The organism is Chryseobacterium sp. KLBC 52, assembly GCF_003347605.1.
In the GTDB taxonomy this organism is placed as follows: domain Bacteria; phylum Bacteroidota; class Bacteroidia; order Flavobacteriales; family Weeksellaceae; genus Chryseobacterium.
The window spans coordinates 25,199-51,364 of sequence record NZ_QDFZ01000016.1; the positions used below are offsets into that span (position 1 = coordinate 25,199).

Below are 26,166 nucleotides of genomic sequence, written 5' to 3' on the forward strand. Positions count from 1 at the left end.
TTTTTACTTAGCTATGCAAACAACCTATATTGAAACACAGCAAATATCCTTTCAAGATTTTAAAAATCAGATACTTGGAGACTACAGGTTAGGAAGGATCTCTCGTGAAATGTCTTATCTCGGAAGGAGAGAAGTACTCACTGGAAAAGCTAAATTTGGAATTTTTGGGGATGGAAAAGAACTTCCTCAGCTTGCAATGGCGAAAGTTTTCAGAAATGGAGACTTCCGTTCAGGATATTACAGGGATCAGACTTTTGCATTGGCAATAGATGCCTTAACAGTAGAAAGTTTCTTTGCACAGATGTACGCAGATACCAGTGTGGAAAGAGAGCCTGCTTCAGCGGGAAGACAGATGAACGGGCATTTTGCAACAAGAAGTTTACATGAAGACGGAAGCTGGAAAGATTTGACAGCTCAGAAAAATATTTCTTCCGATATTTCTCCTACAGCCGGACAAATGCCAAGATTATTGGGATTAGCTCAGGCTTCAACGATCTATAAAAGTGTAAAATTTGATGGTTCAGAAAAATTCTCAAGAGAAGGTAATGAAATTGCTTTCGGAACTATTGGGGATGCTTCTACAGCTGAAGGACACTTCTGGGAAACTCTGAATGCAGCATGTGCGCTTCAGGTTCCTATGATCGTTTCTATCTGGGATGATGGATACGGAATTTCAGTTCCTACGAAAAATCAGAGAGCAAAAGCTGATATCAGTGAAATGCTAAGTGGTTTCCAGAGAAAAGAAGGAGAAAACCAGGGATGTGAGATTATCCAGGTAAGAGCCTGGGATTATCCTGCATTATTAGATGCTTATGCTAAGGCAGAACATTTTGCAAGAACAGAAAGTGTACCGGTAGTAGTGCACGTGGTAGATGTTACTCAGCCTCAGGGACATTCTACATCCGGATCTCACGAAAGATATAAAAACGAAGAACGTCTGGCTTGGGAAGCTGAGTATGACGGACTGGCAAAATTCAAAGAGTGGATTCTGAACTATTCTATCGAAATTGATGGAAAAGAGGAAGTAATAGCTACTGCTGAAGAATTGGAGGCGATAGATGAAGAAGCGAAAAAAGCAGCAAAAACAGGTCAGAAAGTAGCCTGGGAAAACTATCAGAAAGCCATTTCAGAACTTATTCAGTCTATTTTACCTTTAGTAGAAAACCTTAAAGGACAAAATGCTGAAGTGGAAACTTATATTGCTCATTTCAACAAATTGGTTTCAAAAGCGAAGAAAGATATTTTCCATTTGGTAAGACAGACTTTACTGGCAACAAGAGGAACGAATTCTGCGGAAAGAAATCAATTGATGCAGAAATACAATGAAGTATCTGCTGTTGAAAAAGATAACTATTCTTCTCACTTATATTCTCAGTCTGAGTGGAAAGCTGAAAACGTACAGGAAATTAAGCCTGTATATTCTGACAGCTCTGAAGATGTAGACGGAAGAGTAGTGATCAGAAACAATTTCGACAAAATTTTTGAAAAATATCCTGAAACTTTAATCTTTGGAGAGGATACCGGAAATATCGGTGACGTCAACCAGGGATTGGAAGGAATGCAGGAAAAATACGGTGCTCTACGTATCGCTGATACAGGAATCCGTGAAGCAACGATCCTTGGACAGGGAATTGGTATGGCGATGAGAGGTTTAAGACCTATTGCTGAAATCCAGTACTTAGACTATGTTCTTTACTGTTTACAGGGAATGAGTGATGATCTGGCAACGGTACATTACAGAACTAAAGGAGGTCAGAAAGCTCCGTTGATCATCAGAACAAGAGGTCACAGATTAGAAGGAATCTGGCACTCTGGTTCTCCAATGGCTGGTATTCTGAACCTTTCAAAAGGTATTTTAGTATTGGTACCTAGAAACCTTACAAAAGCAGCAGGATTCTACAACACGATGCTTCAGGCTGACGAACCTGCGATCATCGTAGAATGTCTGAACGGATACAGATTAAAAGAAAAACAACCGGATAACTTAGGTGAATTCACAGTTCCTGTAGGAAAGATTGAAGTGACAAAAGAAGGAAAAGATGTTACTTTGGTAACGTACGGTTCTACATGGAGAATTGTAACGGAAGCGGCTAATGAATTGGAAAAATTAGGAATTTCTGCAGAAGTGATTGATATTCAGTCGTTGATTCCTTTCGATTTATCTCACGAAATTGCTGAAAGTGTTAAGAAAACCAACAGATTGGTAGTGATTGACGAAGATGTGGAAGGGGGAACTACAGGATTTATCCTGCAACAGATCCTTGAAAAGCAGAAAGCTTTCAGATATCTGGATTCAGATCCGTTGACGATCTCTGCAAATGATCACAGACCTGCTTACGCAAGTGATGGTGATTATTTCAGCAAGCCGTCTACAGACGATATGGTAGAAAAAATCTATGCTATGTTTAATGAAACAAATCCTCAGAAATATCCAGCGATATTCTAATTGGGATTTTTAGATAAATTTAAAACCGCTTCCTTTGGGAGCGGTTTTTAAATTTACAGTTACGGTAAACCGTAAATTATTTATAGTACAAATTTCTAAATTTGAATTCATATAAACTTTTAGGAATTAATGAATATTGAATCTTTATTAAACAAAGTAAATCTTTTTGAATCATTAGTATTAACTTCTGGATTTAAGAGAGATATTGTAGATTATTTTAAATCTATTCAACAATCACATAATCAGAATCTGGTTTATATGAAGGATTTGTCCTTACGAATAAAAACATCTTTTCAAAATTTTGATAATAATTTACTTAGTGAGGAATTACTTTATTTGTTAAAAAATACAATTCCTTTTACAGAATTAAATATTACTTCCAAACTCGATGAACTTGACGAAGATAGTTCATTAGAGGCAAATGACTATTATTCAAATTTTTATCACATATTAAATACTTTAATTGAATCAATTGATGAGAATGAAGATGAGGTTAAAAAGCTAAAAGATGTCTTAAATAAATATTCTGTTGCAGAAGTTGAGCAACTAGCATCAGAAGGAAATGCTTTGATTTCAATTATTTTTAAAGATTTAAAATCAACAGGTACAATTAAAGAATTTACAAAAAGCCTTACTAAATGGAATAGAGCTTTACTTATGTATTATACCTTGCTTAAGTCAGATTCTCCTGAAGAAATTGATTTGGTTGAGATTCAAAATGGGTCTATTGATGTTATATGTAATATTGATTTCGATGTTTCTATAGACTTAACAAAAGTTGTCATGAAGGGACTTGAAGTTTATGCAGCGTATTTATTATACAAATCTAAAACTGCAAAAGAGATAATATCTTCTTATATGGGAAATAAAAAGTTGATTGAAATGGAGAAGGAAAGAGAAAAGCTTATGCTTTCAAATATTAGTGAGATATTAAGAGATACTATTATTCAACAGCACAAAGAAAATTTTAAAAAGGACAAAAAAATCACTAAAGAGGGTACTGATAAAAAGATTGAAGAAGTTAGTAAGATAATTGCGGAACATATTATTAAAGGAAATGAAGTTAAATTATTAACTTATGAACCCCAGGTTGAAAAAGATAAGAAAGAAAATGAATCACATGAAAGTAGTAAAGAACTGGCTGAAAGATTAAGGGAGACTACTTCGATTGTTCGTGAAAGATTTAACCATTTAGAAGAGGGTGATAAATTATTATTATTAGAAACTTATATCATAAAAGAAGAAGATGAAGTAAAAGAATAAAATAGAAACGCTGCTAAACGTTAATTGCATTTCTAATAACATTTCCTGTATCAATTTTAAGTTTTGGCTGCAGATATGCTGATCCCAGTATTTGGCCGGTTTTATTGATTCAGTTTTTTATGTTTTTAATTACATTTTTTATTTTGTCCTTATTTATAAAAAGTAAGCCTGATAATAAATAATTTTTAGAATTGTTTTAAAAGCAAAAAGCTATCAAACATTGACAGCCTTTTTATTTTTTACATCCTCATTTAGAAAAGCACAGTCTTTATCTTCATGCTGCCCTTTCACCTGATATTTCGCTTCCCATTCCTCCAGTAAATATAAAATAGGCAATAAAGCCAATCCCTTTTCTGTAAGAGAATATTCTACTCTTGGAGGCAGTTCTTTAAACTCTTCACGGATCACCAGTCCATCGGTTTCCATTTCCCTCAGCTGATCTGTCAAGACCTTTCTGGAAATGACATTAATGCGTACTGCCAGTTCCCCGAAACGTAACTTCCTGTCTTTGATAACCAAAACAATAATAGGCTTCCATTTGCTTCCCAAAGCGGCCATTGCTTTGCCCAGAGGACAGCTGTATTGCATCAATTCATTCTTTTTCATAAGGCGGAATTTATTTTAAATAATCGTAAGGAACATAAATTTCATACGTTACTTGGATGTTACTAATGTAAGTTACTGCGAAGTTACCACTATTTTTTTAATAAAGGATACAAAAGTGAACTATTATTAGTTACTTTGTGTAACAATTATAAAATATAAATTTAAATATGAGCACATCATCATTATTTAAACCGTTTCAATACAAGAATTTTCAGCTTAAAAATAGAATTGTAATGGCTCCAATGACCAGAGCACAATCTGATAATGGAGTTCCTACACAGAACATCGCAGATTATTATGGAAGAAGAGCCGCTTCTGAAGTAGGATTGATTCTTTCTGAAGGAACGGTGATCAACAGACCTGGATCAAAGAACTTACAGAACATTCCAGATTTCTATGGAACAGAAGCTTTAAACGGATGGAAAAACGTTATTGATACTGTACATCAGAATGGAGGTAAAATGGGTCCTCAGATCTGGCACGTAGGAGATACAAGAATGTCTGAAGACTATCCGTTGGTTCCAATGGAAAAGGCTTCCACAATGACGATTGAAGATATTCAGGATACCATTGCACAGTTTGCAGCCTCTGCAAAGTCAGCGAAAGATCTTGGTTTCGACTGTATTGAAATCCATGGAGCGCATGGATATCTTATCGACCAGTTTTTCTGGGAAGTGACCAATACAAGAACTGACGAATACGGTGGTAAAACTTTAAAAGAAAGAAGCCGGTTTGCGGTAGAGGTAGTAAAAGCGATCAGAGCAGCAGTAGGAGAGGATTTTACCATTATCATCCGTCTTTCCCAGTGGAAGCAGCAGGATTACAAAACCAGACTGGCATTTACTCCTAATGAAATGGAAGAATGGTTATTACCATTAAAAGAAGCTGGAGTAGATATTTTCCACTGTTCGCAGCGTCGTTTCTGGGAACCGGAATTTGAAGGTTCTGATTTAAACTTTGCAGGATGGGCCAAGAAAATTACCGGACAGCCAACCATTACTGTAGGCTCAGTAGGTTTGAACGGTGATTTCCTGAATGCTTTTGCGGGACAGGGAACAGAAAAAAGAGACCTTACAGAATTGATCAGAAGACTTGATAATGAAGAGTTTGATCTTGTTGCAGTAGGAAGAGCTATTTTGCAGGATCACCAGTGGGTACAGAAGATCAAAGATGGCAATACAGAAGCTCTGCTTGACTTCTCAGCTGAGAGTATGGGCGTTTTATTTTAATATCAGTTATGAATTGTGATTTCGTTTCGCGGTGGTTTTTTAACAGCATAATTTATTCATTCGCGAAAAAGAATTGACGATTCAATCTGGTATTAAATCAGCATAATTCACTTTATTTTATATTTAATTTTCACCTATTTATTAAAGAACCCGCTCACAGAATTTCCATGAGCGGGTTTTAACAGATTTAAATATCTAAAACTGCCTGTAACTGGCAGAAATGATTTCTTTATAAACCAATATTTTTAGTTGGTTTCAATTGTTTTAAGATGCTTTTTGGGATTGCATTTTTGTGAACAAGGATTGCTGTTGATTTGTATTCAACATAAGGTCTTGTTACATACAGATATCCGGCGAAATCGTTGGTTACACCCCATGAGTTTTTCACCATATAATATTCTTTACCCGTTTGATCTTTTGCCAAACCTACGATATGCATCCCGTGGTCATCCGTTGTGGAAAGATTGTTAAGTGCTTTCTGACGCATGTCTTCAGTGATGGTTTTATCTTTTTTAGGCTCCGTAAACAAAGTTTGTTTGTTTTCTGCAGTAATTTGATCAAGATCCATGTCCGGAACGTACGCTACCCCGTTTTTGTAAGAGAAATAAGGCTCAGAAACATCCGTTGCCCAACCTACAGAATATCCTTTAGTTACAGCATTGTCGATGATTGCAGTAAGGTCTTTCATCGGAACATTCCAGTCAGAATCATGGCTCCAGTTATCAGGAATTGGAACTACAAATTTCTGAAAATATGGATAATCTTTATAAGAAGATAATTCTACATAATCTTCAGGATTGATTCCCACAACTTCTTTAGCAAATGTTTTCGGAGTATAGTTTTTCCCTTCATAAGTGAAGTTGGCAGGTACTTTTCCTAAATATTCATCAAGAATAGCATCTACAGAATCCATCCAGTTGTCTGTAAGCTTTCCTTTTGACGAAGCCTGAACAAGGCTGTCAAGAACCGGCTTCAGTTTTCCTTGCATTTCTTTGAAGTTATTCGTAGTCTGTCCGGCTTTTAATCCAGTGTAAACATCCTGAGGAACTGCTCCGTACTTTTTGTACATATTGATTACGTCGTGAAGTTCTCCTCCGTCTCCCCAGCTGATAGCACCATTATTCAAAACATATAATTTTGCTTTATCGTGGTAAGAATTTCTTGCTGTAAAGATTTCAGCAAGATCTACAGGTTTTTTGCCCATTCTCTGCATTTCAGATTCAAGGAAAGAATTTCCGGAGTAGCTCCAGCAAGTTCCTGATGAACCCTGGTTCTTTACTGAAGTTGCACCAACGTCTTTTAACGTTGTGAACTGAAAATTAGCATTTTGTGATTGGTTGTTTTTTAACTTATTGATTAAGTCATCTTGGGCAAACATCATACTTCCTGCAGACAAAACAAAAAGTAATGATGCAATTTTGGCATTTTTCATTACTATAAAAAGATTATTTATATTAAGAGTCGTTGATAATAGAGATTTGTTACAGATGGAAAAGTTAAATTTGAAATTAAAAAAAATACAAAAAGGCTGAATTAATAGAGGTTCATTTGCCAGTTTACCCTTTTACTCAAAAAAAGTTGATCATGTTTCCAACCCTTTCAAAAGTTTCCGCATCTATAATAGTATAACTCCTGACTATGGAACAAGAATTATTATTGGAATGCCAGCGTAGCAACCGCAATGCCCAGCGGAAGGTTTACGAGAAAATGGTGGGCAGGCTTTACTCAGTCTGCAGACGCTATTTGAAAAACGACGAAGATATAGAAGAAGTATTAGCCGATACATTCTACAAAATTTTTACGAAAATTACCCAGCTTCACAATGCCGATACCTTTGAAGCATGGGCAAAAAAAATTGCAGTGAACGAATGCCTTCAGAAGTTGAGATCAGATAAAGGACTGTTTATTTCCCTGGAAGAAAATTTCATGGATCATTCCGAAGGAACTACAGAAAATCTTTCTCTGGAAAAAGATATTCTGAGCTTACTGAATTTTCTCCCGGAAGGTTGCAGAGCGATTTTTAATCTTTTTGCTATTGAAGGATATCCTCATAAAGAAATAGCTACTATGCTTTCTATCAGCGAAGGAACATCAAAATCCCAGCTCAATTTTGCAAGAAAAAAGCTGCAGGAACTTCTCGTAAATCAAAACATTTAAACTTTTACAACAATGGAAAATAATCATATAGATCAACAATTCAATGAAGCTTCCAGGCTTTCAGAAGAGCCAACAGTTTTTCCTGGTTTTGAAAAAGTATGGGAAAAAATTGAAGAAAAATTAGATAAAAAAGAAGATAAAAAGAAAATCATTCCTCTTTGGCTGCCCTATGGTATTGCTGCAAGTTTGATGATTGGTTTAGGGGCTTTCTACTTTATGAATAAAAAAGAGGTTGCTGAACCTTTACAACCTGTAATAACAGAAAATAAAGGGTCAAACGTTCCTGGTAATAAAGTTGATATTGCAAAAATAGACAGCCTTACAAAACAGAATATCCAGAAAGAGAAAAATAGTGTTAAGCCGGTAGAAAAACTGGCAATTAATACACTGCCAACTCATACTCAATATCCTGTGGGATTTCCTCAGAAAACATTGCCCAATCCCGTGTTTTCAGAAAAAGAGAAAAATGATACTTTATATAGTGATAGAAAAGTAGATTATATCTATTCAGGGCAACGCAAAGATACCAATGCCGTTAAGAGTATTGAAGAAGTGGTAGTGATGGGATATTCAAAAACAGTTAAAAGTAAGACTGTTTCATCTGCTTCCACTGTGATGATTGCTTCCACAGACAAAACTTCTGCACATGCTCCGGTTGCAATATCTTCATTGGCAGGAAGTGTTGCCGGAATAGAAGTAACCACTGGAATTAAAAAACGTGATGAAATATCAATCAGAGGAGCAAAAAGTATTGATGGCCATTCTACGAACCCTTTATATATTGTTGATGGAATTGTATTAGGCAGAGAATCTGGATTTTTAAATACCCTTGATCCTAAAAAAATAAAAGAATTAAAAGTACTGAAAGGTCTTGAAGCCACTGCCCTGTATGGAAGCAAAGCTAATAACGGAGTTGTTGTCATCACCACGAATGGATTATCTAAAGATGAAATAGAAAAACTTAAAAAAGTTTCTTCAGAAAGTAAAGAGGAAATACTAAAAGAACCTGAAGAACCTGAAAAAGTACTTCCGAAAGCAGGCCAGCTCACAGCAGGAGAAGTTAACGATTTTTCTAAGTGGGATTATTGGAAAGATATTGCAGTTCCTACTCTGGATCAGTATAAAAATACATGGAAGTTCTTCCCTGACAAAAGGGTTTCAGTTCAGTTGGTCAATCAAGACAGAAAACCGGTAATAGGGGAAAAAATAAAACTATTGGATGATAAGAAAAATATTATCTGGGAAGCCGTTTCAGATAATCTGGGCAATGTGGAATTATGGATATCACCGATGACTGATGAAAACTCAGATTCTCAGAAATATTATTTATCTGATGGTTCAGGGCAGATCATCAGTAGTAATCTCAGAACCTTTAAAAATGGGCAAAACCTGATTATTCTTGATAAACACTGTCTGCAAAAGCGTGTATTGGATCTTGCTTTCGTAGTGGATGCTACCGGTTCTATGGGGGATGAGATTTCTTATCTTCAGTCTGAACTTTTGGATGTGTTGAAAAAGATCGAAGGACAGCTTAAGAATACAACGGTAAGATATGGATCAGTTTTTTACAGAGATCAGGGAGATGAGTATGTAACCCGGAAGTTTGATTTTTCAGACAAAGCAGAAGACCTTGTAGGATTTATTAAAAAACAGATGGCCGGCGGTGGCGGCGATACGCCGGAAGCTGTTGTAGAAGCACTAAAAGTTTCCGTTGATGAGCTGAAGTGGAGTGATGAAAATTCTACTAAAATAATGTTTTTTATTCTGGATGCTCCTCCACACCATTCAGAACAGAATATAAAGGAACTTTATAGTACAATAAAGGCTGCCGCAAAGAAAGGAATTACCATTATTCCACTGGCAGCCAGTGATACCGATAAACAAACGGAATATCTGATGCGTACATTTGCTTTACTCACCAATGGAACCTATACGTTCCTTACAGATGACAGTGGAATAGGAAACAGCCATATCAAACCTACCATAGATTCTTATGAAGTTGAAAAACTGAATGATTTACTATTAAGATTAATCCTTCAGAGAGCTGTTTTGCCAGAATGCAGCGCAGGAATTTCAAATGATAACATCAACAAAAAAATGGAAAAAGAAATTGACAGTCAGATTGAGAGTAAAACTGTACTATTTCCAAATCCTACAAAAGGTCAGCTGCAGATAAAAACAAGAAAACCAATTGAAGAACTGTTTATCTATGATCTTGCCGGAAAGATTATTATGAGAAAAGAAAAACTACCGGAAGGTAAAAATACAATTGATTTAACTTCTTATCCTCAAGGGATTTATCTTGTACGTATTCATACTAATGATCTGTGGGAGACATTTAAGATCATTAAAAATTAACTGTCTTTTTTATTTAAGGAATAAGTTTTATTTAACAATTATTAACAGGTTTGAATTTATTTTAATAATTTCCTGTCGAAATTTTTAAAGATGAAAAAAATTGTAATAACCATGCTAGGGCTTGTTGCATTGACAAGCTGTAAAACTCAAAAAAATACTGAAACGTCCAAGGAGACAAAGACTTATAGTGTCAGGAAAGATAAAGATCAGGATGGGATTCCTAATCAATTGGATAAATGTCCTGATATTGCCGGTCCGGTAGAAAATGAAGGCTGTCCGTGGGTAGAGTCGGATGGAGATGGTGTTATTGATAAAGATGACGCATGTCCTACAGTGACAGGACCTCCTGAAAATAATGGCTGTCCATGGCCGGACACAGATGGAGATGGTATTTTGGACAAAGATGATGCCTGTCCTACGGTTCCGGGATTACCGGAATATAATGGCTGTCCGAAACCAAAGTCAGTGACCGCAATGGAAGTAGTAAGTTCCAGGAAATTCCATGAATCGGGAAGAGTGTACGACCATCATGTAGGTGATAAAAAGAATGTTAAAAAGACTACAAAAAAGGCAGATCAGGATATTGATTATAACAATGAAGAATATGCAGCGTTAGTTGAAAATGCATTTGAATTAACCCGTAATCAACCTGTTTCTACCTTCTCTATTGATGTAGACAATGCTTCCTATTCCAATGTCAGAAGAATGATCAGTTACGGAGGTAAGGTTGATAAAAACTCAGTGAGAGTAGAAGAGATGATTAATTATTTTAAATATAATTATCCTCAACCCACAAATGGCGATCCTTTTTCAATTAATACAGAATACAGTGCATCTCCATGGAATCCTAAACATAAATTGCTCAAAATAGGACTTCAGGGGAAAAATATTCCGATGGATCGTCTGCCTGCTTCCAATATTGTTTTTCTTATTGATGTTTCAGGTTCAATGAGTCAGGAAAATAAACTGCCATTGCTGAAGTCTTCTCTTAAAGTTTTACTGAACCAGCTCAGACCTAAGGATAAAGTTGGGATTGTAGTATATGCGGGTAGTGCAGGAATGGTACTTCCCCCAACGTCAGCAGGTGAAAAAGAAAAAATAATTCAGGCATTAGATAAGCTTGAGGCAGGAGGAAGTACAGCGGGAGGAGAAGGAATTGAACTGGCCTATACACTAGCGAAGCAAAACTTTATAAAAGGAGGAAATAACAGAGTTGTTCTGGCAACAGATGGTGATTTTAATGTGGGAGCTTCTTCTGCCTCAGATATCGAAGCGTTGATCACAGAAAAAAGGAAAACCGGGATTTTCCTTACCTGCCTCGGCTATGGAATGGGAAATTACAAAGACAATACCATGGAAATTCTGGCTGACAAAGGAAACGGAAATTATGCTTATATTGATAATATGCAGGAAGCCAATAAATTCCTGGGAAGAGAATTTGCCGGAAACATTTATACCATTGCCAAAGATGTAAAAGTGCAGATTGAATTTAATCCTAAATATGTAAAATCATACCGACTGATCGGCTATGAAAACAGAAAACTGAGAAATGAAGACTTTATAAATGATAAGATTGATGCAGGAGAACTAGGAAGCGGACATACAGTAACTGCTTTATATGAAGTGATCCCGGCCAACGTAGATTCTGAATTTATCCCAAAAGAAACAAAATTGAAATACTCTGAAATTTCTAAAAAGAAGAACTTTGGAGATGAAATGGCAACGGTAAAATTCAGATACAAAAAACCTGATGGAGACAAAAGCATTGAGATAACTAAAGTGATTAAAAAAGAAAATAAATCTTCAGTGAGTCCGGATTTTAAATTTGCATCTTCCGTAGCCTGGTTCGGTTTAGTACTTAGAAACTCAGAACTGATTACAAAAAAAGATCTTTCCGATATTGAAAACCTTGCTAAACAGGGAAAAAGTAAGGATGAAGAAGGCTATCGTTCAGAATTTATAAAGCTGATAGAGAGCTATAAAACAATTCAAAAGTAATTTATAAAAAAAGAAATTTCCCCGGAAATTTCTTTTTTTATATTTTTAAGCATACTAATAACTGATGAAAAAGAATTATTTGCTGTTGCTGCCATTTACCATTACTCTATTACAGGCACAAAATTCACAATTGTACTATTCCGGAAAATTTTTGACATCTAAGGATAAAGAACAGAATTTTTTAAAGGTTTATAATAAGAACAGCGGTATCTATGAACTGACTGATGAGAAAGGGTTTGCCATCATCGCTGCCAAACCTTATGATACCCTTGTATGGAACCAAGGGAAAAATACCCATGTTATTTCTTCTTATGAACTCAGGGAATTAAAAACGATTCTGGAAAGTCAGACAGGAAGCAAAAGTGTTGAAAATATTTACAGTAAAGCCTATGACAGTCTTGTTTCAAAGGAGATTAAAGACGATTTCAGTATTGAAAAAACTAAAACCCAACTCAGTAAAGGCTCCCATTCTTACTTTGATAAAATAAGAAAATTAAAGCAAAAGAACGACAGTGTTTATGTTTTAAAAAGGATCAATGAGACAACATTGCTCTTTAACGGAAGCTTTACCACATCTTTTGATATTAAAAGCAGAAATGCTGTTCCGGAGACTCAAAATAAGTATGTCCAGGGAAGATCTGAGAATGGAAATCTTGTTTGGAAAGGCCCTGAAACGAATGAAATGTTCAGTTTTGGACCGGATCTATCTACCCTTGGATTTAGTGGGTTACCTTACGAGTACGATCAGAATGGAAAACTAATTCCATGGGTTGATGGACTTCAGCGTGCAAAAAGGTACGATAATAACCTTTTTAAAACCACAGTAGGTTATAATAACCAGTTGAATCTAAATGCTTTTATACAACAGGGTAACAATGAAAAACTCCGTCTTGCCCTGAATCTGGGGCAGCAAAAGAACCAGATGTACTTTGTGGATCAGTTTGATATTACCAATACCCTTAAAGCCAAACTGAATGCAGATTTGGGTAGATATTACATTAATCTTGCTTTTAATTACGAAGAAGATAAAGCAACCAATACCAATAGAATAGGGCTGTTCAACAGAGCTTACCAAAACTCATTGTTAACGCCCGTTTCTTTTTCAAATGAACAAAATACTTTCCTGAATAACGGTTCGCAGAGAAGCTACAGCAAATATGCAGACAATCCTTCATTCCTTTTTGAGCAGGATAGCAAATACCGCTATAAGAATCGGGACAGGCAGTTTAGTCTGAACGTAGCGAAAGACTGGGATCAGTTTAAACTGAATATTACTCAGTCCTATGAAAGTATTACTACCTGGAATCAGGACCAATATAAACCTTCTACTTATGGTTTCATCAGCGGTGTATCGAATGAAAGGATTCAAAACAACAGTTCCTATCATTCCAATATACAGGGCTCTTATTCATTGGGAGGCTATAACTTTAGAAATACTTTCAGCCTGAATTTTATTTTAAATGATAAAAAATCCGACATTTATAACAGCCTGACTCATCAAAAGTATCTCTATCAGAGAACTTCGCAGGATCATATTTTTAATTATAATATGAACATCCGCGATTATGATTTTGAAGCAGGTTTTAATCTTGGAAATTCATTTTATATCTCCAATACTTCCCTTAAAAATAATTATTGGCTTCCAAAGGCTAACTTTTATTTAAAGTTCAATGAGATCTTCAATTGGTATAATTACAATTTTAAATTATTGGGAAGCTATACACAATTAAGCTCCGAGCCGGAAATTACAAGATCCTATGCTTCGTATTCTACTACTTTGCTGAAGGCGGAAAATTACAATCAATATTTTCCGGTACAGGAAGTAGAAAGTTTCCGGGGTTTATCAAATATTAATACTCAGGAATGGAAAATTGGAGCCAGGCTGAATCTTGGGTATAAAATAAGCGTAGATGGAGAATATTTTAATAAAAAGAATACTGATGATATATTTCCTGTTTTTGAAAACAATCAGTTACGACTTAAAAATATAGCAGATCATACGTACAGCGGATATGAATTCAATTTTGCTTACGAACGATTACGTCTGGGATACGATATGTATACCACCCATAAAGTTTCCTTTTTCAAATATAAAGATATTGTAGATCGCATGGCTCCGGGATATCAGGATCTGGCGGTTTCAGGATTCAAAGATATTTATAAAACACTATCAGAAGGTCAGGTTTTGGGTGCTGTCATGGGAAGTTACTTTGAAAAAAATGCAGCCGGACAACTGATCATTGATGAGTTCGGATTTCCTAAAAAAGCAGACGGAATGAAAATTATTGCAGATCCTACACCGGATTTTGTGATGAAATTCAACCACAGTTTTGCCTATAAAAACTGGTCTTTAGATATCAATTGGGAATGGAAAAAAGGAGGCCACCTTTGGAACGGGACACAGGCTGTTCTCGATTACTACGGTCGTTCTTACGGCTCAGGAGAAGAAAGGAATATCAAAAATTATATTTTCGAAGGTGCACAGGCCAATGGAACTGTCAACCAAATTCCTGTGGATTTCTATGATCCCAACCAGAATGTTATGGAAAACAGGTGGTCGAGGTACGGTTATTTAGGCGTGGCTGAAAATTATGTTCAAAAGGCAGATTATATAAGAATCAACAATATATCCCTTTCCTCAGATTTCCCGATTAACAACAGGAAACAGAATCTTAGACTGACTTTTTATGTAAACAATGTTATGCTATGGCAGGCTAATAATGGGGTAGATCCCAACCAGAATTTCTACGATATGAGCAATGGAAGAGGATTGGATTTTTTTAATCTTCCTTCCTTTAAAACATTTGGCTGTATTGTTTCACTTAAATTTTAACTCATGAATCTCAAGTTTATATCAACCTATATCATCCTGCTGTGCTTATTGCTTTCAGCCTTTTCTGTGAAAGGCCAGCAACCATTTCAGGACTTTGAAAAAGAAAAGACCTACATTCAGACCAATCATGTTTTTTATAAACCTGGGGAGCAAATGTATTTTAAAATATATGTGGTAAAAGGAAACAATAATTTACCGGTCGAAGAAAGCAGGGTCGTAAATTTCGAAATAACAGATCCTGCAGGAAGTATTGTGAAAAAATTAAAATATGAAATTACCAATGGATACGCCCGGGGAGATTTCTATTTTGCTGAAGACATGAAGGGTGGCATCTATAAAATCAGAGCTTTTACCAACTGGATGCAGAACGAAGAAGGGAAAAATACCTTCGAAAAAGAAATTACCCTCCAGAAAATTGTATCACCAAGGATTTTAATGAAGCTTGATTTTCCTAAAAAAGGATATGGCCCGGGAGATGAGGTAAGTGCCGATTTTTCAATGAGAAGTCTTAGCAATCTTCCGATTCCTTTTTACGAAGCAGATTACACCGTAATGCACAACGGAGAAACCATTTCAGAAGGAAAACTTATTACTGATAAAGAAGGCAAAAAACTGTTGACTTTTAAGCTTCCTGAAGTTTTGAAATCCTCTGATGCTCTTTTAAATATCAAGGTGAATTTTGACGGATTTACCGAATCCATCTCCAGAAATATTCCTGTTGTCCTGAATAATCTGGATGTGAAATTCTTACCTGAAGGCGGAACTTTTGTCAATGGAATAGAACAGAATATCGCTTTTAAAATTCTGGATGAGTTTGAAAAACCTGTAGATGCTGTTCTGGCAGTTTACAATCAGAATCACGAAAAAATAAAGGAAATTTCAGCCTATAATTTCGGAATGGGAAACTTCCGGTTTACGCCTAAAATAGGAGAAACTTATTATGCAAAAGTGCTGAAACCGGAAAATATTACCCAGACTTTTAATCTTCCGGTAGCAAAAAATGAAGGACTGGTTTTGAATATTCGGAATGAAAATAAAAACCTGAATGTTACCATCGTTTCTACCCGGGAAAAAACAATTACCCTGTTGGGAAGTTTCCGCGGAAAAGACGTTTACAGCAAAATCATTTCGCTGAAAAAAGGAATGAATTCTTTAAAAATTTCAGAAAAGGATTTCCCTACAGGAATCTGCAGGTTCACCGTTCTGGAAAACAGTATGCCGATTGCAGAAAGGATTGTTTTCGCTAATAAAGTAAACCAGCTGAATATAAAAGTTACCCCTGTAAAGCAACATTATCTGCCGAGGGAAAAAGTGATGCTGAATATTGAAACTACCGATGAAAATAATAAACCTGTTCCCGCTAATCTTGGAATAAGTGTAGTAGATGATAAGCTATGGACTTATGCCGATGATAAGCAGAATCATATTATTTCCTGGCTTTTGATGGACTCTGAGCTCAAAGGGAAAATTGAAAAACCTCAGTTTTATTTCGATAAAAAAGAAGAAAAAGCAGATAAAAGCTTAGATCTTGTGATGCTGACAAACGGTTACAGATATTTTGAGCCTATTCCGGAAATTGTGAAGAGCAATAAATACAAATACCTTCCTGAAAAGAAAAACACAATCTATGGCGTGGTAGAAGATGAAAACAAAAAGCCGGTGAAAGCAGATGTTTTTCTTTTGGATACCTATAACAAAAAGATTCTCAAGCAGGCCGTTGCAGAAAATGGAAAGTTCTATTTTTCAGATTTAAATGCAAATAATTCTTATAAAATTATTGCAAAGTCTTTTCAGCCAAAACATCAGCTGAAAATCAGAATTCTGTCTTATAATCTGGATATTAATCCTTTAGTAAAGCAGAAACTTACCCATATAGATGTAGAAGAAATTGTAAAGGAAGCTGAAAGAAAAGAAGAAATAAAAAAAGAAAACAGAAACAATACCAGTCAGTTAAATCACCCGGGAAGATCAAAAACTGATACTATCAGTAGAAATAAGAGTATTGAAGAAGTAATTGTTGTGGGGTACGGTGTAAAGAAAGATCAATTAACGGTTGCTTCTACCACAGTATCTTCTTCTATGGAAATGCAGAATGCCAGTGTAACTTCTCTGTTGAGTGGAAAAGTTGCCGGATTGGTGGTCACAAGTGCCGGGCAGCCGGGAGCGGGAGAACAGATCAATATCAGAGGAACGGCCTCTATTACCAATAAGAACCCGCTATTCATTGTGGATGGTATTCCTGTCGAAAACTTTAATACGACGATCAATCCAAATGATATTAACAGTATTACCGTTTTGAAAGATGCTGCTGCTACCGCTGTTTACGGAAGCAGAGCTGTGAATGGAGTAGTGATCGTCAACTCATCCAAAAATAGAAAATCAGAAATAAGTTTTGATATTACTCCGAAATCTTACCTCGCCATACAAACTTTGCCTTATGGAAATCTTATTTCATATGCAGGGGCAAGAGAATTTGTTTATCCTGAATATAAATCCACCAATACCTCTTACCGTTTTGATTACAGAGAAGCGCTTTACTGGAATCCGGTAGTAGAAACGGATAAAAATGGGAAGGCAAAAGTGGAGTTTTATAATTCAGATGCCAATTCCACTTTCAGAATTATGACAGAAGGAATTTCTGCTTCAGGACTTGTGGGAAGGGATGAAACTACGTACGCTGCGCAGAGTCTTATTTCTATTGATGCTAAAATTCCTCAGTATCTGACGAGAACAGATCAGATAACAATTCCTGTGGTGATTAAAAATAATTCTCCTGAAACGCGCAAAATGACCATGGATGTAATTGTTCCGAACCATGTAAAACTTATCAGTTCTGATAGTCTTATCACTTTAAAGCCATTGGAATCAGGAAGATTATTTGTAAGAATACAGACCGATGAGATAGTGAATTCCAATATCCAGTTGACCATCAAATCAGGAGATTTCAGAGAGACAATGATTCTTCCGTTTAAAGTAGAAGAAAAAGGATTTCTCCATCAGTTTTCCATCATTAATAATAAAACAGAAGATCTCAAAATCAATATTCCTGAGTATATCAATGGAAGCCTGTATTCATCCTATTATCTATTTGAAAGTACAGCGCTGAAGATGTTTGGAGATATAGAACAGCTGAAAAAAGAACCTTATGGATGTTTTGAACAGCTTTCTTCTACTGTGTATCCTAACATTTTTATCCTTGATTATTTAAAATCAAATAAAAAAATAGACACCGCAACTGAAAATCTGGTGATAAAAAACCTGAAAAAAGGCTTCCAGAAGCTGCTGAGTTATAAAAATAAAGACGGAGGTTTCGGATATTTCAGCTCCGCAGAATCAGATGTCGCCCTTTCAGCATTTGCGTTATTGGAATTTATGGAATTGAAGAAGTACGTGAATCCGGATGCTAAGCTCATCCAGGGACTTTCCTCATTTATTTTGTCGAAAAAGAATGCAAACGGATTATTCGAAGTAAGAAAACCCTATGAGTCCCAAAAAGATTTTTCTGAATTTTCCTGGTCGAGAAATATGTATGTAGTATATGCTTTATCCAAACTTGGATTTAAAAATGACATTGAAGATTCCTTTCAGGTAACACTCAAAAGAGCTTTAGCTACAAAAGATTCTTATCAGTTGGCTTTACTTGCTAATGCGGCAGCACATCTTGGGAAACAAAAAGAATATGACGATCTGATAAACATTCTGGACAAACAATATGAAACAAAGAAGGTAAAATCTGAAGTTACTTTTACAGGTTCATGGGGAATGTCTGCAGATGCAGAAACACTTTCGTTATATATAATGGCGCTTCAGAAAGATGAGAAACTCAATCAGTTGAAAATTGCTGAAGCAGTTGATCAGCTTATTGGTTTGAATGGCTATTTCGGATTCGGATCTACACAAGCCACAACACTGGCAATCCAGGTATTATCTGATTTTTTCTCTAAAAATGATAAGCTGTATAGATCTGAAAAGCCGGTGATCACCATTAATAAAGCACAAACCTTACCTATGATAAGTACTTCATCAGCATTTAAAGCCGGAGAAAATACGATTAATATTCATTATCCAAATAAAAATGGACTGCCTTATAAGCTGGAATATCAATATTATACGCTTCAGGCTCCGGAAAGCAAGGATATTCCACTTACCATGGAGACCAACTTAAAATCCGGAATGTCAAAAATAGGGGAGATTAAGAGAATGACCATTACTGTAAAAAATAAAATAAACGGTGAGCTGCCGATGACCATAGCCAAAATTGGTATACCAGCAGGACTGACGCTGCAAAATGCTTTACTGAAGGATATGGTTGATAAAAAACAGGTTTCTTACTATGAGATTTTTGACAATTATCTGGTTTTATACTGGGAACATTTCAATGCTGAGGAAACAAAGACTATTAATCTTGATCTCAAAGTAGAATTTGCCGGAACGTATACAGGGAAATCTAGCAATGTATATCTGTATTATATGCCGGAAGCAAAATATTGGAATCAAGGAATTACAACCAGTATTGAACCTTAATTTTTATCAACTGAAACAGGCATCTATTGATCCTTGTCAAGGTTTTAAACCTTGACAAGGATCATAAAAAATCTTTCTAAAAGAAATAACCTTTTAAAATTAATTTTCAAAAATTATTGAAAATTCAAAAAATATAATTATATTTGTTACAGAAATTAAAAAAGGAAACAAGATGCAACTTTCAGAAGCAAAAGAAAAATACATTCAAACCTGGGGAACCTTTGCTACCAATTGGGGAATCAACCGTACGATGGCACAGGTGCATGCATTGCTTCTGGCGAGCGGAAAACCTCTTTCTACGGATGAAGTCATGGAACAGCTGGAGATTTCAAGAGGAAATGCTAATATGAATTTACGTGCTCTGATAGACTGGGGCATCGTGAAAAAAGAATTTGTAAAAGGCGACCGCAAAGAGTATTTCGTAGCAGAAAAAGATGTATGGTATCTGTTCAAACAAATTACCAAAGAAAGAAGAAAAAGAGAGATTGAACCTGTCATTTCCTTTCTTGAAGAATTAAAAAATATTGAGGATAGAGACTCCGAAGAAGCTCAGGAATTTATCAAGCTGATGAACGATTTCAGCTCTGTCACCGGAAAAATCAACAATATCATGGATCTGGCGATAAAAAGTGATGACCACTGGCTGGTAGGGAAGATTACCAATCTGTTGAAATAAATTTTCAAAAAATGAGAAATCTTTTGTTACTATGTCTTTTAACTCTGATGATGAGCTGTCAGAAAAATGTAATGGCAAATTTCGATATTCATATAGAAAACTCTGATAAATATGATAATGGACGTCACGATTTGTACAAAATTGAAATCTATAAGGATGAGAAGATTTTCAAAATTCTAGAACCTGAAGGGTATGCTCTTTTCTTAAATTCCAATATAAAATTTGACAGTTTAAAAGAAGGAAAGTATTCATTTGTTTATGAAAATCTTTTTGGAGAAACCATAAAAAAAGAAATAAAAGTTGATGAATCTAAAACATACAGAGTTAGTATTAATCCTGATTATTTATTAAAAAGAAATAAAAAAGCTGTTTTTGAAAATCTAAAAGACTCGGAAGCAAAATTGGTATTTCAATCAAGAGGATGTTTTCATCAGGGTAAAGATTCAATAATCATCATTAATAAGGGAAAGAATTACTTTCTCCGCCTGAAAAATGGTAGTTTGAAAATTTTAGATAAAGAAGCATGGGCGTATTTGGTAAAAACGGAAAATATAATAAGAGAAATTCCTAAAGATGGAGAGTGTACCACAAGAGATGAATATATTTTCTGTCATAAAGGAAAATCAGATACCATTAATGACACTACCTGTAGATTTTCTACCTGGTATACACTGAAAGACTATTTAAAAAAGAATAAGCTACAATAAAATAAAACTGGATGAAAATCCTTTTTTATTTCAATCTAATTTTCAAAAATTACTGAAAATATAAAATTAATAATAATTATGAAAAATTTAATCATTCACTTATTCCTGATAATTTATTTCAGACGAAAAAGATCACTTTAAAACCATTGCTGCCATGAAAACATTTGCAAAATATGATTATTACATTCAGTTATTCTTTATAATAATTGGGCCTCAGGCTTTTATATTTGGTGGTTTGTCTGGATTTGTTCTGTTTTATTTTATAGTAGGAATTCCTCAATTGGTAAGTTTCCTGATCAAACTGTTTTTCAAAACAAAAAAGTCAGCATTGTATATCGCGTATGGAATTGTAATAGTACCGGTCTGGATTATTGTAACCATCTTGTTTACAGAGAAACACATCAATGATTTTTTTGGATATGTTTTAATGGCTGCTCTTTTATATAGCCCTGTGATGGCAGCGGCGTATGTCTATGACTGTTACACTACTTATGAACCTTATAAATCACAATTATGAAAACGCTCAAAAACCACACATTAATCTACGACGATGAATGTCCTATGTGTAATCTCTACTCCAAAGGTTTTACAAAATGCGGAATGCTGGATGAAAAGGGAAGAGAAGCCTTTACAGAAATCACATTGAGAAATAAAAGTCTGATAGATTTCAACCGTGCAAAAAATGAGATTGCATTGGTAGATCATAACAGAAACCAAGTTGTATATGGATTAGACAGTCTGCTTCTCATCATTGGAAACTCTTTTCCGTTGTTGGAGAAAATAGCAAGAAAGAAGCCTCTGTATTGGCTTTTTAAAAAACTGTATTCCTTCGTCTCTTACAACCGGAAACAGATCATTCCTTCTCAAATAGACGATACAGAGCAATCCTGTGTGCCGGATTTTAACATGAAATACAGAATTGCATACATCGGTTTTGTTGTTATTTTTTCGGCATATATCTTAAGTATATTTTCTGGTAAACTGAACTTGAATTTAGAGAGGAATTTCGTGAGAGAATTTGCCGTTTGCCTTGGTCAGATCCTTTGGCAGACTATCTTTTTAAAAGCTTATCTCAAAGATAAAATCTGGGATTATCTCGGAAATATGATGACTGTTTCTTTAATCGGAACTTTACTGTTAATTCCTGCGCTGATGACCAGTTTTACTCCTGTTTTTTATATGATATATTTTGGAATTGTAGTAGTGATCATGTTTCTGGAACATATCAGAAGGTGCAGAATATTAAAGCTGAATTATCTTCCTACCATTTCCTGGATATTATTTAGAATAACAGCGCTAACAATCATTATTCTGACCACTTTTGGAATTAAAATATAACAAGCTAAAACGTTTTAGAAATGTCAACCATCTATTTAAATACAGTCATCAAAGCAGATATTCACTATGTTTTTGATCTGGCAAGAAATATTGATCTTCATCAACAGTCAACCTCAAAGTCTCATGAAAAAGCCATTGCAGGACGTACTTCTGGATTGATTGAAGAAAACGAAACCGTAACCTGGCGGGCAAAACATCTAGGAGTTTATCAAAATCTCACCACGAAAATTATCAGCATGGAAAAACCGTTTCAGTTTATTGATGTCATGCAGAAAGGAGCCTTCAAATCTATGCGTCACCGACATATTTTTAAATCTGTAAACGGAAATACGTTGATGACAGATATTTTCGAATTTGAATCTCCGCTGGGCATTTTAGGGAAATTATTTAACTCAATTTTTCTTAAAGGATATCTAAGGAAATTTTTACTCAGAAGAAATGAAATGATCAAAACTATTGCAGAATCTTCTGTTCGTGAAGGAATTGCGATTTTTTAACCTTAAAAACAGCGTTATGAACTTTTTAAAAGCAGAATGGCGAAAGCTGGCTATCATCAATTACGAAATCAATCCTGAAGTTTTGCTGCCCTATCTTCCAAAAGGAACAGAACTCGATTTTTATAAAGGCAAATGCTATGTAAGCCTCGTAGGATTCATGTTTTTAAATACCAGACTATTGGGAGTTCCTATCCCTTTTCACCGGAATTTTGAAGAAGTGAATCTAAGGTTTTACGTAAAGAAAAAAGAAAAAGGCATCTGGAAGAGAGGAGTAGTTTTTATCAAAGAGATTGTTCCTAAACCTGCATTAAGTCTGGTCGCCAATTCTATTTATAAAGAAAATTATCATACCATGCCGATGAAAAATCAGATGGAAAAAGGAGAGGATGAACTGCTGATCCGTTATTCATGGAAGGATAAAAACTGGCATTCTATTCAGATTAAGTCTGAAAATACAGCAAAACCAATGGAAGAAAACTCAGAATTTGAATTCATCACAGAACACTATTTTGGCTTTACAAAAAAGGAAAATACAACCTCCGAATACGAAGTATGTCATCCGAAATGGGAATGCTACAGTGTAAAAGAATATGAGTTGGAAGTAGATTTTCAAAAAATATACGGCAATGATTTTGAATGCCTGAACCATCAGAAACCTCTTTCCGTAATGCTTGCCGAAGGCTCAGAAATTGAGGTCAAAACCAAGAAATACATCAGCTGAAAAATGAAGAGATTAAAACATCTTGTTTACTCATAAACATCTGTGAAAATCTGTGTCATCTATGGGCAAAAAACACTATCCGATAATAGCTGCGACAAATTATTTTAAACACAAATATCCCCAATATTTTCACAAATAAACACAAGGAAAATACAACATAATCATCTGTGAAAATCTGCGAAATCTATGGGCAAAAAACACTATCCGATAATAGCTGCGACAAATTATTTTAAACACAAATATCACCAATACTTTCACAAATAAACACAAGGAAAATACAATATAATCATCTGTGAAAATCTGCGAAATCTGTGGGAAAACCTTAAACCTTAAACTCAAAACTTTAAACTTCAAAACAATGAAAATAATCATAGCCGGAGGCACAGGATTTCTCGGTGAAAACTTAGAAAAATACTTTACAGAAAAAGGAAATCAGGTCTGTATTTTTACCCGCAATCCTCAACGTAAAAACGAAATCTATTGGGATGCCCAAACGATAGGTGAATGGAAAAACAGCCTTGAAAAAGCAGATGTTTTGATCAACCTGACAGGGAAATCTGTGGATTGCCGTTATCATGAGAAAAATAAACAGGAGATCTATTCTTCAAGAATCAACAGTACAAGAATACTGCAGGAAGCCGTAGACCAATGTGCTGAAAAACCAAAAATATGGTTGAATGCAAGTTCTGCAACCATTTATGTTCATTCCGAAAACCATCTCAATACAGAAGAAAACGGAATTATCGGAGACGATTTTTCTATGAATATCTGCAAGAGCTGGGAGAAAGAATTTTTTGCAGTTAAAAATGAAGAAATACGAAAAGTTGCCCTTCGTACTTCTATTGTCCTTGGAAATAATGGCGGTGCTTTTCCAAAACTGAAAATGATTACAAAACTGGGGTTAGGTGGAAAACAGGGAAGAGGAAATCAGATGGTAAGCTGGATTCATATTGAAGATTTCTGTAGAGCAGTGGATTGGCTTATTCAGGATCAGAATCTTTCAGGAACAGTGAATATAACCGCTCCGACTCCTCTTTCCAATCAAAACATGATGAAAAAACTGAGACATAAAATGAAAGTTCCTTTTGGGCTCAATGCCCCTGTATGGCAATTGGAAATTGCCTCCCTATTCCTGAATACAGAAACAGAATTATTATTAAAAAGCAGAAACGTTTACCCTGATAAACTTATTAAAAGCGGATTTCAGTTTTCATATCCCACATTTGATGAAGTGATTCTTAATCTCTTGGAATCCTAATGTTTGCGGGTTTCCCAAAGGATAATTAAATTAGCAGAAAACTATTCCTTATGCTGGTTATATCCAAAATAAAACCCTTTTTTCTTTCATCCTTGTTAATAAGTTCAATTGCTTTTTCACAAGCTCATAATGTATCAGAAGGTTATCAGAAGCCCACAGACCCGTTGGTTGTCCAGAATCTGGAGCAATGGCAGGATATGAAATTCGGGTTGTTTATGCATTGGGGAACCTACAGCCAGTGGGGAATTGTTGAAAGCTGGAGCTTATGCCCGGAAGATGAATCATGGACACAGAGAAAACCTGAACATGGAAAATCTTATTATGAATATGTGAAGAATTATGAAAATCTTCAGACAACTTTCAATCCAACTCAGTTCAATCCTCAGAAATGGGCAGATGCTGTAAAAAAAGCAGGAATGAAATATGTGGTTTTCACCACCAAGCATCACGATGGTTTTGCTATGTTTGATACTCAGCAGTCAGATTATAAAATTACTTCTCCCAAAACCCCTTTTTCAAAAAATCCAAAATCTGATGTGACGAAAGAAATTTTCAATACATTCAGAAAAGAAGGCTTTAAAATTGGTGCTTATTTTTCAAAACCAGATTGGCATTCCGATGATTACTGGTGGTCTTATTTTCCGCCCAAGGACAGAAATGTCAATTATGATCCCAAAAAACATCCGGAAAAATGGGAGAACTTTAAAAAATTCACTTTCAATCAACTGAACGAAATTACTTCCAATTACGGTAAAATTGATATTCTCTGGCTGGATGGCGGCTGGGTACGTCCCTTTCATACCATAGATCCAAAAGTGGAATGGCAGCGCACCATCAAAGTAGAACAGGATATCGATATGGATAAAATAGGAACGATGGCAAGAAAAAATCAGCCTGGTATTATTATTGTGGACCGTACGGTTTCCGGGAAATGGGAAAACTATGTCACTCCTGAGCAGGCTGTTCCGGAACACGCGCTTTCCATTCCCTGGGAAAGCTGCATCACCATGGGCGATTCCTTTTCTTACGTTCCCAATGACAACTATAAAAGCTCCCAGAAGATCATTGAAACATTGGTTAAAATCATTTCAAGAGGAGGAAATTACCTTATGAATATTGCACCCGGACCTAACGGAGATTATGATCCGATAGTTTATGAAAGATTACAGGAAATTTCAGGTTGGATGGAAAAAAATCAGTCCGCTGTTTTTGCAACCAGAAGCATTGCGCCTTATCACGACGGAAATTTTTATTATACACAAAGCAAAGATGGAAAAACAGTAAATATTTTTCACTTGGATGAAAAAACAAATTATGAGTCTCCATCAACATTAAGTTTTACAGTTCCGGAAAATTTTAAACCGAAATCTTTGAAAATTTTAGGGTTACCAAACAAAATTCAATGGAAAAAATCAGGGAATTCAATTGAAATTAATTTACCTAAAGAAAGAGCTCAGTTAAAATATTCAACTGTTATTCAAATACTGCAATAGTTGAATTTGTGACTCATTTTTATATTAAAATGACATAGGAAATCGGAGCGTTAAGAGAATAA

The 26,166-nt window shown here is 35.3% G+C and carries 18 protein-coding genes; 16 read left to right on the forward strand and 2 right to left on the reverse strand.

The genetic code is table 11. From position 1 onward, the window contains the following. Positions 1-13 precede the first annotated feature (13 nt). Together DDF69_RS16585 and DDF69_RS16590 are read left to right on the forward strand one after the other, a co-directional pair. Positions 14-2,446, forward strand: coding sequence for a thiamine pyrophosphate-dependent enzyme (locus DDF69_RS16585; RefSeq protein ID WP_114821751.1), 2,433 nt, complete (start codon positions 14-16; stop codon positions 2,444-2,446). A gap of 129 nt (positions 2,447-2,575) precedes the next feature. Then, the gene (locus tag DDF69_RS16590; RefSeq protein WP_114821752.1) at positions 2,576-3,709 is read left to right on the forward strand and encodes a hypothetical protein; all 1,134 of its coding nucleotides are present in this window, start codon (positions 2,576-2,578) and stop codon (positions 3,707-3,709) included. Positions 3,710-3,922: 213 nt separating this feature from the next. Here DDF69_RS16590 and DDF69_RS16595 read toward each other — a convergent pair whose 3' ends face one another. Then, positions 3,923-4,315 (reverse strand): winged helix-turn-helix transcriptional regulator, encoded by a 393-nt coding sequence (locus DDF69_RS16595; RefSeq protein WP_047388122.1) that lies wholly within the window; start codon positions 4,313-4,315, stop codon positions 3,923-3,925. A 167-nt stretch (positions 4,316-4,482) separates the two neighbouring features. Here DDF69_RS16595 and DDF69_RS16600 point away from each other — a divergent pair, with 167 nt between their 5' ends. Next, positions 4,483-5,544 (forward strand): NADH:flavin oxidoreductase, encoded by a 1,062-nt coding sequence (locus tag DDF69_RS16600; protein WP_114821753.1) that lies wholly within the window; start codon positions 4,483-4,485, stop codon positions 5,542-5,544. A gap of 229 nt (positions 5,545-5,773) precedes the next feature. Here the strand turns inward: DDF69_RS16600 and DDF69_RS16605 are convergent, their stop codons facing one another. After that, positions 5,774-6,976: an aminopeptidase C gene (locus DDF69_RS16605; RefSeq protein WP_114821754.1), complete on the reverse strand. Its 1,203-nt coding sequence runs from the start codon at positions 6,974-6,976 to the stop codon at positions 5,774-5,776. A 206-nt stretch (positions 6,977-7,182) separates the two neighbouring features. Between DDF69_RS16605 and DDF69_RS16610 the strand changes: the two genes are divergently transcribed. The 13 genes from DDF69_RS16610 (at position 7,183) to DDF69_RS16670 (ending at position 26,104) form a co-directional block, all read left to right on the forward strand. After that, positions 7,183-7,701 (forward strand): RNA polymerase sigma factor, encoded by a 519-nt coding sequence (locus tag DDF69_RS16610; RefSeq protein ID WP_114821755.1) that lies wholly within the window; start codon positions 7,183-7,185, stop codon positions 7,699-7,701. 12 nt (positions 7,702-7,713) lie between these two features. Then, complete coding sequence (locus DDF69_RS16615; RefSeq protein WP_114821756.1) at positions 7,714-10,059, forward strand: T9SS type A sorting domain-containing protein; 2,346 nt, start codon at positions 7,714-7,716, stop codon at positions 10,057-10,059. 90 nt (positions 10,060-10,149) lie between these two features. Beyond that, complete coding sequence (locus tag DDF69_RS16620; protein ID WP_114821757.1) at positions 10,150-12,057, forward strand: vWA domain-containing protein; 1,908 nt, start codon at positions 10,150-10,152, stop codon at positions 12,055-12,057. Between the two features lie 64 nt (positions 12,058-12,121). Beyond that, the gene (locus tag DDF69_RS16625) at positions 12,122-14,890 is read left to right on the forward strand and encodes a hypothetical protein (protein WP_114821758.1); all 2,769 of its coding nucleotides are present in this window, start codon (positions 12,122-12,124) and stop codon (positions 14,888-14,890) included. Between the two features lie 3 nt (positions 14,891-14,893). Next, positions 14,894-19,414, forward strand: a complete 4,521-nt coding sequence (locus DDF69_RS16630) for a TonB-dependent receptor plug domain-containing protein (RefSeq protein WP_114821759.1) — start codon at positions 14,894-14,896, stop codon at positions 19,412-19,414. A 172-nt stretch (positions 19,415-19,586) separates the two neighbouring features. After that, entirely contained in the window at positions 19,587-20,090 is a 504-nt protein-coding gene (locus DDF69_RS16635) for a GbsR/MarR family transcriptional regulator (RefSeq protein WP_114821760.1), read from the forward strand. Between the two features lie 11 nt (positions 20,091-20,101). Beyond that, entirely contained in the window at positions 20,102-20,797 is a 696-nt protein-coding gene (locus tag DDF69_RS16640; protein ID WP_162800952.1) for a hypothetical protein, read from the forward strand. Positions 20,798-20,951: 154 nt separating this feature from the next. After that, positions 20,952-21,314, forward strand: a complete 363-nt coding sequence (locus DDF69_RS16645; RefSeq protein WP_047378194.1) for a hypothetical protein — start codon at positions 20,952-20,954, stop codon at positions 21,312-21,314. Then, positions 21,311-22,135, forward strand: a complete 825-nt coding sequence (locus DDF69_RS16650; protein ID WP_162800953.1) for a hypothetical protein — start codon at positions 21,311-21,313, stop codon at positions 22,133-22,135. The genes DDF69_RS16645 and DDF69_RS16650 overlap by 4 nt, the downstream gene beginning before the upstream one ends. A 20-nt stretch (positions 22,136-22,155) precedes the next feature. Continuing rightward, a complete protein-coding gene (locus tag DDF69_RS16655) occupies positions 22,156-22,632 on the forward strand; it encodes an SRPBCC family protein (protein WP_114821763.1) in 477 nt (158 codons plus the stop codon). A gap of 16 nt (positions 22,633-22,648) precedes the next feature. Next, entirely contained in the window at positions 22,649-23,353 is a 705-nt protein-coding gene (locus DDF69_RS16660; protein ID WP_114821764.1) for a YqjF family protein, read from the forward strand. A 358-nt stretch (positions 23,354-23,711) separates the two neighbouring features. Next, complete coding sequence (locus DDF69_RS16665) at positions 23,712-24,611, forward strand: TIGR01777 family oxidoreductase (protein ID WP_114821765.1); 900 nt, start codon at positions 23,712-23,714, stop codon at positions 24,609-24,611. A gap of 50 nt (positions 24,612-24,661) precedes the next feature. Beyond that, positions 24,662-26,104 carry an alpha-L-fucosidase gene (locus DDF69_RS16670; RefSeq protein ID WP_114821766.1) on the forward strand — a complete coding sequence of 481 codons (1,443 nt, stop codon included), beginning with the start codon at positions 24,662-24,664 and terminating at the stop codon, positions 26,102-26,104. Positions 26,105-26,166 lie beyond the last annotated feature (62 nt).